The sequence below is a fragment of the Nibribacter koreensis genome (genome assembly GCF_039541795.1).
Classification (GTDB): domain Bacteria; phylum Bacteroidota; class Bacteroidia; order Cytophagales; family Hymenobacteraceae; genus Nibribacter; species Nibribacter koreensis.
Map to the genome: position 1 here is coordinate 432,115 of NZ_BAABGX010000002.1, position 11,688 is coordinate 443,802.

General features: G+C 50.6%; 11 protein-coding genes. 8 read left to right on the plus strand and 3 right to left on the minus strand.

The genetic code is table 11. The annotated features are described in order from the left end of the window. Positions 1-56 precede the first annotated feature (56 nt). Positions 57-461 (plus strand): DUF983 domain-containing protein, encoded by a 405-nt coding sequence (locus ABD880_RS09050; protein ID WP_345164839.1) that lies wholly within the window; start codon positions 57-59, stop codon positions 459-461. 71 nt (positions 462-532) lie between these two features. Continuing rightward, on the plus strand, positions 533-1,405 hold the full coding sequence (locus tag ABD880_RS09055) for a helix-turn-helix domain-containing protein (RefSeq protein WP_345164842.1): 873 nt from the start codon (positions 533-535) through the stop codon (positions 1,403-1,405). 58 nt (positions 1,406-1,463) lie between these two features. On the opposite strand, the gene ABD880_RS09060 is transcribed toward ABD880_RS09055, so the two are convergent. Further along, positions 1,464-1,964 carry a hypothetical protein gene (locus ABD880_RS09060; RefSeq protein WP_345164844.1) on the minus strand — a complete coding sequence of 167 codons (501 nt, stop codon included), beginning with the start codon at positions 1,962-1,964 and terminating at the stop codon, positions 1,464-1,466. 104 nt (positions 1,965-2,068) lie between these two features. Beyond that, positions 2,069-3,451, minus strand: a complete 1,383-nt coding sequence (locus tag ABD880_RS09065) for a M20/M25/M40 family metallo-hydrolase (protein ID WP_425575829.1) — start codon at positions 3,449-3,451, stop codon at positions 2,069-2,071. A 286-nt stretch (positions 3,452-3,737) separates the two neighbouring features. Between ABD880_RS09065 and ABD880_RS09070 the strand changes: the two genes are divergently transcribed. After that, positions 3,738-3,968, plus strand: coding sequence for a hypothetical protein (locus ABD880_RS09070; protein WP_345164846.1), 231 nt, complete (start codon positions 3,738-3,740; stop codon positions 3,966-3,968). 110 nt (positions 3,969-4,078) lie between these two features. Here ABD880_RS09070 and ABD880_RS09075 read toward each other — a convergent pair whose 3' ends face one another. Beyond that, on the minus strand, positions 4,079-5,083 hold the full coding sequence (locus tag ABD880_RS09075) for a DUF1028 domain-containing protein (RefSeq protein ID WP_345164848.1): 1,005 nt from the start codon (positions 5,081-5,083) through the stop codon (positions 4,079-4,081). 169 nt (positions 5,084-5,252) lie between these two features. Here ABD880_RS09075 and ABD880_RS09080 point away from each other — a divergent pair, with 169 nt between their 5' ends. The 5 genes from ABD880_RS09080 (at position 5,253) to ABD880_RS09100 (ending at position 11,650) form a co-directional block, all read left to right on the plus strand. Further along, positions 5,253-5,777 carry a hypothetical protein gene (locus ABD880_RS09080; protein WP_345164850.1) on the plus strand — a complete coding sequence of 175 codons (525 nt, stop codon included), beginning with the start codon at positions 5,253-5,255 and terminating at the stop codon, positions 5,775-5,777. 64 nt (positions 5,778-5,841) lie between these two features. Further along, complete coding sequence (locus tag ABD880_RS09085; RefSeq protein ID WP_345164852.1) at positions 5,842-6,666, plus strand: energy transducer TonB; 825 nt, start codon at positions 5,842-5,844, stop codon at positions 6,664-6,666. A gap of 105 nt (positions 6,667-6,771) precedes the next feature. Further along, positions 6,772-7,617 (plus strand): energy transducer TonB, encoded by an 846-nt coding sequence (locus ABD880_RS09090; protein WP_345164855.1) that lies wholly within the window; start codon positions 6,772-6,774, stop codon positions 7,615-7,617. A 150-nt stretch (positions 7,618-7,767) separates the two neighbouring features. Further along, positions 7,768-11,052 (plus strand): WD40/YVTN/BNR-like repeat-containing protein, encoded by a 3,285-nt coding sequence (locus ABD880_RS09095; protein ID WP_345164858.1) that lies wholly within the window; start codon positions 7,768-7,770, stop codon positions 11,050-11,052. Positions 11,053-11,353: 301 nt separating this feature from the next. Beyond that, entirely contained in the window at positions 11,354-11,650 is a 297-nt protein-coding gene (locus ABD880_RS09100) for a hypothetical protein (protein WP_345164861.1), read from the plus strand. Positions 11,651-11,688 lie beyond the last annotated feature (38 nt).

Here is an 11,688-nt window from a genome sequence, read left to right on the forward strand (position 1 = left end):
CCTATCCTCCACCGTAAAAGGAACGTACCTTTGTAGAAGACAAACGCCCAGAAACCATGTTAGGAAAAGGTTCTAAACTCTACAGCATTGCAAGACTCAAATGCCCCCGTTGCCACGAGGGTGATTTGTTTGTGAACAACAGTTTACTCAGTTGGAGCAAGATGTCTGAAATGCACCCCAACTGTCCCGTCTGCCAGCAGGTCTTTGAGCCCGAACCAGGCTATTACTACGGCGCCATGTTTGTGAGCTATGCCTTAACCTCTGGACCTACCCTGGCGGTGGTGTGGCTCATGATGCTGTTCTCAGATGAGATTACGCTCTGGATGTTCATTGGCGCTTTGCTGGTATCTCTGCTCTTGTTCTTGCCGGCCATCTTCAAGCTTTCGCGCGCTATCTGGATCAACATCTTCATTGGCTATGACCCAACAGCGGCTTCTAGTCCCCAAGCCCGGGGGCATTAATTTCTGATTCGTTTTTAGGCTATTTTTCTGAAATTAGGCCAAAATCGGCACCCGTGTGTGCAGATGTGCCTATGCCCCAAAAACTGCCCGTTTACCGTATCCCTGACTTTACCGCCGCCAAGGCCCTGGCCCGCGGGTTTCATATTGTAGACTTGCAGACGCACCGCCAGAAGCACGCCTTCGTGCAGGCCCCGCACAAGCATGACTTCTACCTGTTGTTGCATGTCTCAGCGGGGCAAGGTACGCACACCATTGACTTCACGGAGTACCCGGTTCAGGCCGACAGCTTCTATTTCTTGACGCCCGGGCAAGTACACGCCTGGGAATTATCAACAGACACCCAAGGCACGTTGCTTTTCTTCACCCCAGAATTTTACCAGGGCGCTTACTCCACAGATACGTTGAGGCGGTTCCCCTTCTTCCAGTCCTGGCAATATGCGCCGGTGCTGTTCTCTAGTAAAGAAGCCTTGCACCCCGTCGCGCAACTGCTCCAGCAAATGCAACAAGAATATGCGCAGGTAAAGGCATTCCAACAAGAGGCATTACGGGCTCACTTAGAACTACTTTTGATTCAACTGGCAAGACTTTATCCTGTGGCTACTGTCCAACCTGACGCACAGAGTTGGCCGTTCCAGTTGTACCAGTTAGAGAGCCTGGTGGAACAGCATTACCTGGAGCACCAGCCCATTTCCTTCTACTCAGAGGCCCTCCATCTCACCCCCAAATACCTCAACGAACTCTGCAAGCAGAACTTGGGCAAAACCACGTCTGATCTCTTGCAGGAGCGCCTCATCCTGGAAGCCAAACGACTCCTCACCCATTCTCCGCACCTAACCATTGCGCAGATTGCCGGTCAGTTAGGATTTGAGGACAATTCCTACTTTAGTAGATTCTTCAAGAAACAGACCGGTACCACGCCAGAGAAATTCAGGCAGAAGGCATAGAAAAAGCCGGTGATTAGGTCACCGGCTTTTTCTATGCTTTGAGTGAAAGCATCGTGCTTTAAAAGACGATGAATTCATTCCTTTTTTGTGTTTGCATCCATATTCCCATGCTAATCCCTAGCGCTGTAAGTGTTTGCCAGCAAATAAAGAATAATGTTGGGTCAAGCGCGAGAGCAATTGGAGCATCGAAATTGGGAAAGGTTTTATTTATTATACCAACGGTTGGGAAAGAGCCTAATGCTAAGAGAGCCGTAATGACTAATCCGACTTTAAAGCTTCTCATTTTTATATAAAGGCTATGTACCAAAAACATGATAGCTGCCGCAACTAAAGAAATCAATGGGATGGAATAAATGCCTATCCAATGACCTAGCCCAATTGTAGAAAGCAAAGCCATATAAAATACTGGAAGTGTCAAAGCTAATCCTAGTAAAATAGCTCTGTACTTATTCATTCCAACCCTATCCAAGTTGGTTAAAATAATAGCCAACGTAAACAGAAATGGGCTAACAAGAATGATATCACCATTAAACAGAGTTAAACAAAGTGTGGCAATCATAAAACATGCGGAGGTTGTAAAAGCTACTCTCTTACCATTTACTACAATCCTCATATTAAATTGCTCAAAGTCTTGTGTCTTATATCTAACGTCTTGCGTCTGGTCTACAACCCGTACTTGTCCATCAGGTAAATCAAGGCGGCCATGGAGGCACCGCCAAGTTCCAATTCGCGCTGGTTTACTTTATCAAAGGTATCTGCGGCGGTGTGGTGAATCTCAAAATAGCGCTGGGAGTCTGGCACAAATTCCATGACGGCGGCGCCGTTGGCTCTGAGCGGCGTCACGTCTGCTCCGCCTCCGTCTTGCGTGATGTCATGCAGACCATAAGGTGCCAGCAACGGCTTCCAACTCACAATCTTCTGGTACACGGCTGGCGTAGCGTCCATGCTGAAGCCTCTTGGCGTAAAGCCTCCCCCATCTGATTCAAGCGCGGCAATGTGCTTTTCGTTTTTGGCTTTGGCTTCCTGGGCGTATTTGGTACCGCCACGCAACCCGTTCTCCTCGTTCATGAACATGACCGCCCGGATGGTGCGCTTTGGTTTGTAGTTCATAGCCCGCATCATGCGCAATACCTCCATGGACTGTACGCAACCGGTGCCATCATCATGCGCACCCTGGCCGTTGTCCCAGCTGTCCAGGTGACCGCCTACCACTATGATTTCATCAGGACGTTCAGAGCCTTTAATCTCTCCAATTACGTTGTAGCTGAGTACGTCTGGCAACCATCTGGAATTGACTTTCAAATGCAGTTTCAAGTCTGCGTCTTCTTTCAAGAGCTTGCTCAGCAATTCAGCGCCTTTGGTAGAAATGGCCACCGCCGGAATCTTAGGCGCATCCTCAGCGTAGCGCAAGCCACCCGTGTGCGGTTCATCATCTAGGGCAGAAGACATGGACCGAACCACTACACCCACCGCTCCTAGCTTGGCCGCCTCAGAAGGTCCTTTTGAACGCTGGTCCACCGCACCGCCATAGGCTTGGCCCGTTCTGATATGCGTTTGGTCAAAGGCTCTGCTAAAGAAGACAATCTTACCCTGTACCTTTCGTTTGCCCAGTTTCTGCAGTTCGTCCAGGCTTTTCACTTCCACTACCTCGGCCGTGAGTCCCTGACCCGGCGTGGGTACCGAACCGCCCAAGGCAATAACATTCACTTTCTGGTTAGGCGAAATTTTGGAGTTGACGATGTAGGCCTCCTCCTTCTCGCCGCGCTGCCAATGCGGTACCATTACTTCTTGCAGGTACACCCGGTCCAAGCCCATCTTTTCCATTTCCTGACGGGCCCACTCTACCGCCGCAGCCGCCTGCGGAGAACCGCTCAAGCGTCCACCAATGCGGGTGGTGAGGTAGCGCAACTGCTCATAGCTTTTGCCATTAGTGAGCGCCTCGTCATAAATTTTTCTAATGTGCAAAGAGTCTTGGTTCTGCGCCGAAGCACCTAATGAAACTGCCAGCATACCGGCCAACGCGAAGTGTTTGAAGGAAGAAAACATTTTATAGAGTTCTGAGTCTTGAGTTCTGAGTCCCGAGTTAGCAGGAAGAATTCTGAATGCGAAATAAAAAGTTAAAAATATAGCTCCTCAGGTTTCCAAACACTCCCGTTTTCGGGCTATTTTCTGAGAATTAGGCTAAAAACGAAGGACCGAAAAGCCTAAATCAAAGACGTTGTTGTCATCCCCCTACCCCCTTCAAAGGGGGACGCAATGCGCAGGTAAAAGCAAGTGTTACGAGGCAGTTACAAACTGCCTCCATCATGGGTCCAAGTCGCAGACTTGAACCATGGTCACGGTATACCAGATCAAGCAAACCGTGCGCAGCACGCGTGCCTCTGCAGCGACAGTACCTGAATTTGCCTTCAAGCAACAAACCCACCATCAGGCCATTACAGAATTGGAACCCAAACCAGTCCTGATCCTGAGCGCCTCTGTTGTTTCGTTGCCGCAGGCAGGGCTCCTGAGCCCAGAGTACAACAGCAGTGCGAAGGGCCGGGACGGGGCCCCGCGGCCGTGAGCTCTTACTGGAAGAAATGAAACAAGGTTGATCATTCGCACCGGATCAAACGGCAACTACAAAGGAACAGCCAAAGCAAATGCACTTAGAGGACTCCAGCCGGAGAAGCTTTACTTGGCATTCAAAATCTTCTTATAATCCGCCGGCGACACCGTCAACAACCCTACCTCTGGAAGACGCTCCGTCAAAATCAACCAGTTCTTATCAGCCTTAAACACCGGCGCGAGAATCTTCACCGCCTCGTCTATTTTCCCTGTATTGGCCAAGGTGATTCCGTGCCAGTACTGCATCTCCAGGTTGTCGGGTTGCAGGGCTTCGGCGGCGCTGTACTCTTTCATAGCCAGGGCCATGTCATTTTTCTCCACGGCCAGATCGCCGTTGTTCATATGCTGGTAGGCGCGTTGCACCGTCAACAAGCGGCGTAATTCTTTCAAGGGAACGGGGTTGTCGTCTACCCGCAGGTCAATGAGTCGCTCCTGCCACGGCTGGTCACTTTTCTTGCCAGATACTACCAGCAAGGCCGCGCTTTGCTTACCCCTGATGTCACCGCCCTGTGCTTCGGCGGCATCCATGGCGGCTAAGACGCGTTCTGCCAAAGGCAAGTGGGCATTCTGCTCAAAGGCGCGGCTCATGGCGGGCCATACCTGGTCAGAGAGCATCATGTTGGCCTGCACCGAAAACTGCTTGCCCGTAATGTGCCCGGCGTACTTAATGCACTTGTTACCAGTGTGCGTGGCCACGTTTCCTTTGGCGTCCAGAATGGCGACTTGGCGCACCTCGCGGCCTTCATCAGTAGACAACAGAATCTTCAAGGTTTCCTGCGCCGTCTTGCCCTGTTTCATCAAGGCCAAGCCGCGCGGCCCGAAGGACTTGTTGGTAAACGACTGGGTAGCCACCACGCCTACGCCGGCCTCGCCCCAGCTCACCGAGGTGCCCACCGAAAACCAGTGACTCTGCACGGCCACGGCCATCTCGCCGGTAGCAGGGTCACGGGCTACAATGGAATAGGTGTGCGCCAAGGGTTCATTCGGTTTGTAGACAGAAGTAGTTTGTGCTTGGGCTGTGGTGGCTCCTAACAGGGAGCCTATACCTAATAAGTAGAATATCTTTTTCATAAAATTGAGGTCAGGTTTAAAAAGGAAAGATACCGAAAAAGGAAGGACCTTGAACGTTCCGTTTTTGGCCTGCTTTCCAGAAAACAGGCCAAAAACGGAAATGCGGAGTCGGCTTCAGAATTAATTATATAATTTACAAAACTTTACACCGTCAACCAACCTACCAACAATGCTCCTTTTCCTTCATTCCCTGCTGGCTTTATGGCTGGCCTTTACTCCCGCCACCAAAGACCAGAAACAGTTTTTCAAAGCCTTAAAAGCTCATCATGGCAAGTCGTATACCGGCACAGTGGTAACACCCTTGCGCGACAATGACCCGTTTGCGGGCAAGGAGCTGAAAATCTTTTTCCAGAAAGCGTCCTCAGATTCTTTGCGCGTGCCGTTTTGGGTAGGAGATGATACCTCCCGCACCTGGCTCATCACAATTGATAAGAAAACCGGCCTTCTGCTCAAGCATGACCACCGGCACGCAGACGGCTCGCCAGACTCGGTGACCATGTACGGCGGGCATGCCAAACCTAACGGAACGGCCCTTAGTCAGAGCTTTCCGGCAGACGCTTTTACGGCCCAGCTGTTGCCGGCCGCGGCCACCAATGAATGGACCTTGCAACTGTCTTCAGATAAAAAAGTGCTGTCTTATATCTTGAAAAGGAACGGGCAATTGCGGTTTCAGGCAGATTTTAAATTACAGTAAGCGCCTAAGGCTGAGATTAAAGATTCTCTTTCTTATCTTTCAGGACTAAATCACAACAAACCGTATGCTCTCTCATTCTCCCCTTAAGGCAGTCATTACTAGCCTGGCCTTGTTGCTATGCCTTACCCTTGCCACCAAAGCACAAACGTCTACTACTCCTGCCTCGTCTGCCCTGCAGGAAGACACTTCCAGAGTCTATAATTTTGTGGAGAAGATGCCCGAGTTTCCGGGAGGCACGGACGCCATGTACCAGTACCTGAACAGCAGCTTTAAATACCCAGAGGCCTTACAGCATGACGGCCAGCCGGCTACCATGCAGTTCTCCTTCATCATTAGCACCACCGGCAAGGTGCATGACCTGCACAAGGTAAAAGGCGTGCATCCGTTGGTGGATGCTGAGTTAACCCGGGTCTTGCAGAACATGCCTGCCTGGAAACCCGGCGAACAGAACGGCCGCGTACGAAGAGTCAAATACACGCTTCCCTACCAAGTGCCCGGCACGCCCATCCAGAAGGACGCGCCCGTAGAAGAAAAAATATACGTGGCCACTGAGGTTGCTCCCGCGTTCCCAGGGGGTAACAAGGACTTGGCCTCTTTCCTGAAAAAGAACTTTAAGTCTACCATGCGCCTCACCGATAAAAACATGGAAGGCACCATCATCCTTAGCGTCATTCTCAATAAGGACGGCTCTGTTAGAGAAAAAGAAACCAAAATCTTAAAGGGAATGGGCTACGGCATGGACGAACGCATGGTAGAAGTGGTCAGCATGTTGCCTAACTTTTCGCCGGCCATGCAGAACGGCGAGGCTGTTACCTACAAACTGGTCCTGCCTATAAGACTGGATGAGAAAGGAAATGTGAAGGAAGTGCTGGAAGGCGCGCAGAAGTAATTTTGAGACTTTAAACCTTGAGAGCCGTTTTTGGTCTGTTTTCTGGAAAACAGACCAAAAACGGTTTTTCTTTAGGTGTCCCTATTCCTATTTATGAAAGCTAACATGTATTCCCAGTTTATCAAGTCCTTTTTTCTGCTGTTGGCTTTTGCGCTAGGCTACGCAAACCTAACCTTTGCGCAAGGCAAACCGCCCGTTGCTAACCCCCATGTAGAGGATACGTCTAACGTTTACATTGCGGTAGAAAAGATGCCAGAATACCCGGGTGGCGAGAATGCCATGTTCAATTATCTAAGCTCTCAATTTGTGTACCCAGAGACGTTAAAAAAAGACAGCATCACGGGTACAGCAGTGGCTACATTTATTGTGGGCATCAATGGCAAAGTGCATGAGGTGCAGATACTTCGTAAAGTCCACCCGCTTATTGATGCTGAGCTTGTCCGTGTGTTGCAAAGCATGCCACACTGGGTTCCGGGTCAACAGAACGGCCGCGTCATAAGAGTAAAGTATGCTATACCCTATAGAATAGTTAGTTCTAATGTGCAGAAGCCGGCTGTAAAAAATGAGGAGGGGAAAATTTACGCTGCCACAGAAGTGCCCCCTGCTTTTCCAGGAGGCCAGAAAGCACTAGAAAGGTTCCTGAGAAAGAACTATACCGCCCCTAGCCACGTCGCCATCAAGAACCCTTATAAGGTAGTGGTAATAAGCACCATCCTCAACAAAGACGGTAGCATTAGAACCACAGAGACCAAACTGCTCAAAGGCGTAGCCGCCGCAGTAGATGATCGCTTGATACAACTCATTAACTCTCTGCCTTCTTTTGCGCCCGCATCACAGAACAACCAGCCCGTGGCTCATATACAGGTATTTGCTATTAAGATAGATGAAAGCGGCCATTTTGTAAGACTAGAACAGGGTCATACTGTACCTGCAGGCAATTTAAAGCAGTAACCCCCGTCACCGCCTGCATGTAAACACAAACCCGTTTTTGGCCTAGTTTCTAGAAAACAGGCTGAAAACGGGTTTCTTTTTGTCTGCGCTTCACATCTTTACCTATATTTAAACACCAATCCAACCAACAAACTTATTCCTTCAACTTATATGAAGAAGCACGCTTCGTTGTTTCTGCTGTTGTCCTTTTTGGGCGTATGGCAGACGCAGGCCCAGAAATTGAACACCGCCGTGTTCCAGCAAATGAAGGCACGCAACATTGGGCCGGGCGCCATGAGCGGACGCATTACTGCCGTTGAGGCCGTAGTCAGCAATCCAGAAATCATCTATGCGGGCGCGGCGGCAGGCGGCGTCTGGAAGAGCGAGAACGGAGGCGTTTCCTTCACTCCTGTTTTTGACGAGCAGCCCAACATCAACATCGGCTCCTTGGCCATTCAGCAGAGCAACCCTAGCGTGGTATGGGCAGGCACCGGCGAGGGCAATCCCAGGAACTCGGTGAACATGGGCAACGGCATTTACAAGACCATAGACGGTGGCCGTACCTGGAAACACATGGGCCTGGACAAGACCTTCAACATTCACCGCATTCTCATTGACCCTACCAACCCAGACGTTGTGTACGCTGGTGTGATTGGTTTGCCTTTTGGTGACCATCCAGAGCGTGGCGTGTACAAAACCACCAACGGTGGGCAGTCTTGGGAACGCATTCTGTTCACCAATGAGAAATCTGGCGTGGCCGAAATGGTGATGGACCCCAGCAACCCCAACAAACTGGTAGTGAACATGTGGGAACATCGCCGTACGCCCTGGGACTTCAAGTCGGGTGGGCCGGGTTCAGGCTTGTACATCACCTATGACGGTGGCAAGACCTGGAAAAAGAAAGGAGCACAAGATGGTCTGCCAGCCGGCGACTTCGGGCGTTTGGGACTGGCCATTAGCCGCAGCATGCCTAACAGGATTTACGCGTTGGTAGAGGCCACTAAGAACGGCTTGTACCGCTCAGATGACGGTGGGGAGAAATGGACCAAGGTCACCGAAGACCCTTCTATTGTGACCAACCGCGCCTTTTACTTCAATGAGATTTTTGTGGACCCCCAGAATGAGAACCGCGTCTACATGATCTACCAACCCATTGCCGTAAGCGAGGATGCCGGCAAAACATTCAAGGTGATTGCCACCCTGGAGCAGATTCACGCCGATCATCATGCCTTTTGGATCAACCCCAACAATCCCAATCACCTCATTGACGGCAACGACGGTGGTATAGCCATCAGCAAGGATAGAGGCAAGACCTGGTATTACCCAGAAGGCATTCCCATTGGGCAGTTTTACCACGTGAACGTAGACAATGAGGTGCCTTACAACATCTACGGTGGCTTGCAGGACAACGGCTCCTGGACCGGACCGGCCTACACGTTTAGCAGAGGCGGCATTAGAAACCTGCACTGGATGAACGTCTTGGGTGGTGATGGTTTTGACGTGGTACCAGACCCAGAAAATGCCCGTTACGGCTATGCCATGTCACAGGGCGGCGGCCTGAACCGCTTTGACAAAGTGACCAACAACTCCTACAGCATCAAACCTACGCACCCAGACGTGAAGACGCGCCTGCGCTTTAACTGGAACGCCGCCATTGCCTTAGACCCGTTCAACAACGGAACCCTTTATTATGGTAGCCAGTTTGTGCACAAGTCTACAGACAAAGGCATGACCTGGCAGCTAGTGTCGCCAGATTTGACTTTGAACAACCCAGAGCACCACAAGCAGAACCTGAGCGGTGGCTTGAGTCTGGACGTGACCTCTGCAGAGAACCACAACACCATCTTGACCATTGCCCCCAGCACCAAACAACAAGGCGTGCTATGGGTGGGCACGGATGACGGCAATGTGCAACTAACGCAAGACGGCGGAAAGACCTGGACCAATGTAACCAGCCGTATCAAAGGCCTGCCCAAAGAAGCCTGGATTCCGCAGATTACGGCCTCTAAGCACCGCGCCGGCGAGGCCTTTGTAGTGGCCAACCATTACCGCATGGGTAAGGACTTTAACCCGTACATCTTCAGGACCACCGACTTTGGCAAGACCTGGACGCGTCTTGTTGACGAGAAGCAGGTGCGCGGCTATGCGTTATCTTTCTTGCAAGATCCGGTAGAACCAAAATTGATGTTTGCGGGCACGGAGCACGGACTTTGGGTAAGTTTGGACGAAGGCAAGAACTGGGCCCAGTGGACCAGCGGCTACCCATCTGTGCCTACCATGGACTTGGTCATCCAAGAAAGAGAAGCAGACCTGGTGATGGGAACGTTTGGCAGAGGCATTTACGTCTTGGACAACATCAGGCCGTTGCGCCAGCTGGCTTCTAGTCAGGGCAAGACGTTAGAGAAACCTTTGGCAGTCTTTGCGCCATCTGAGGCGTATCTGGCCAGCTACGGTCAGGCCCCAGGCAGTATGAACGAGTCTGAGAATCTGTATCAGGCGGCCAATCGTCCGTCGGGGGCGCAGATTACTTACTATATTCAACCTAAGCGCAGTACGCCAGTAGCCAAACCTGCAGACGTTAGAAAACAGAAAGAAAAACCCAAAGCCACTACTACCAGGAACATGGAAACCGGGGCGGTGCAGGCGACCGTTTTGCCAGCCAAAGACACGCTAGCGCCAAAGACTACCAACAGAAAAGACACCTTGTATGTGCGGGTATTCAATGAGAGCAACCAGCTCATCAGAACCTTGCGCCAAGTACCGGATTCTACCTTGGGTGTGCAGAAGTTTAGCTGGAACCTGACGGAGCGCGGCATTAGGCAGCCCAACAACAACCGTCAGCCTCAGCGCAGCGGCGGCGGTGAGCCATCAGGTAACCAGGTACTGCCAGGTAATTACAAATTGGTGTTCCAGTATGCCGGGGCCAAGGACTCTACCCTACTTGCCGTGAAGCCAGATCCGCGCGTGCCGTACAACCAGCAGAACATGGTGGCTAGAAGAGCCTTGCAGGAGCGTTTGAACAACAGCATTCAGCAAGTGACCGCGGCGGCAGATCGTCTGTTAGAGGCATCAGAAGCCACAGAGACCTTAATGGCCCAACTCAAAGGGAAGCCGGGTAAAGAAGCGTCGGCCTTGCAGCGCAGCGCCAAAGCCATGCAAGATTCCATCAAGTTGCACCAGGAATCCCTCTTCGGGAAGGGCTTGGAAAGACAGGGCTACGGCCGTCCGTTCTACCTGACGGCCACCGTCAAGTTGAACGAGGCCCGGTCCTACATCAACGGACGCACAGAACCGCTCACTTCTACAGAAACCCAACTGGTAGAACAAGCCGAGGCCATGACCCGCGAGACGCTGGCCAAAATCAACGCCTTCTTCGCTACGCAATGGGTAGCTTTCAGAAACCAGGCGCAGGCTACTCCAGTCACCATTTTAAAAGAGTATTCTACCATTCAGTAGAGAGGCTCATTTGTAGAAATAGAAGACCCGGCACTTTTGAGTGCCGGGTCTTTTTTTATGCCTTTTTAGAGGTCTTTTCAGATTTTATGCTTCTCCATGCTCTAGAACAGGGAGATGACCTGCCTCTGCTTATCATCTATTTTTCAGCCACTTACCAAATCACTATTATTCATTAAATTATATTCTATTACATCTTTACAAGAATCTTCATGCAAGGCCAGAGACGATGAACCAAAAATGAAAATTTATGGATTACCTTTACCAACAGCACTCCTAGTGCCATCAAGAATATAAGAATAATATGAAAAGAATCTTACGCAAAGCCATCAAACCCTTTCTTCCTAAGTATCAGGTAATCACTACATCTTACCAAATCATTCCGGGTCAGCCTATTACTAAAAAACACTCAACTCACGCGTTTGAGAAGGGTGCTTCTAAAGAGGCTAAAGAGTTTTATCAAAAGGTGATCACCTCAGACATCACCAAGGCTTTGGCTCCTATTGAGGTTAAATTGAAAAGAAGTTTCTTCACGGTAGGCAAAACGCACATTGGACCGGTAGAGAATTTCAAGAAGGTAAAAGCGGTTTCAGCAAACTAAGCCTGGCGCAAAATATCCATCCTATAAAAAAAGCCCTT

Excerpts from the sequence above, each read along its gene's own strand:
- ABD880_RS09090 (WP_345164855.1), top strand. The coding sequence starts at position 6,772 with ATGTATTCCCAGTTTATCAAGTCCTTTTTTCTGCTGTTGGCTTTTGCG.
- ABD880_RS09075 (WP_345164848.1), bottom strand. The coding sequence starts at position 5,083 with ATGAAAAAGATATTCTACTTATTAGGTATAGGCTCCCTGTTAGGAGCC.
- ABD880_RS09060 (WP_345164844.1), bottom strand. The coding sequence starts at position 1,964 with ATGATTGCCACACTTTGTTTAACTCTGTTTAATGGTGATATCATTCTT.
- ABD880_RS09050 (WP_345164839.1), top strand. The coding sequence starts at position 57 with ATGTTAGGAAAAGGTTCTAAACTCTACAGCATTGCAAGACTCAAATGC.
- ABD880_RS09100 (WP_345164861.1), top strand. The coding sequence starts at position 11,354 with ATGAAAAGAATCTTACGCAAAGCCATCAAACCCTTTCTTCCTAAGTAT.
- ABD880_RS09070 (WP_345164846.1), top strand. The coding sequence starts at position 3,738 with ATGGTCACGGTATACCAGATCAAGCAAACCGTGCGCAGCACGCGTGCC.
- ABD880_RS09055 (WP_345164842.1), top strand. The coding sequence starts at position 533 with ATGCCCCAAAAACTGCCCGTTTACCGTATCCCTGACTTTACCGCCGCC.
- ABD880_RS09080 (WP_345164850.1), top strand. The coding sequence starts at position 5,253 with ATGCTCCTTTTCCTTCATTCCCTGCTGGCTTTATGGCTGGCCTTTACT.
- ABD880_RS09095 (WP_345164858.1), top strand. The coding sequence starts at position 7,768 with ATGAAGAAGCACGCTTCGTTGTTTCTGCTGTTGTCCTTTTTGGGCGTA.
- ABD880_RS09065 (WP_425575829.1), bottom strand. The coding sequence starts at position 3,451 with ATGTTTTCTTCCTTCAAACACTTCGCGTTGGCCGGTATGCTGGCAGTT.
- ABD880_RS09085 (WP_345164852.1), top strand. The coding sequence starts at position 5,842 with ATGCTCTCTCATTCTCCCCTTAAGGCAGTCATTACTAGCCTGGCCTTG.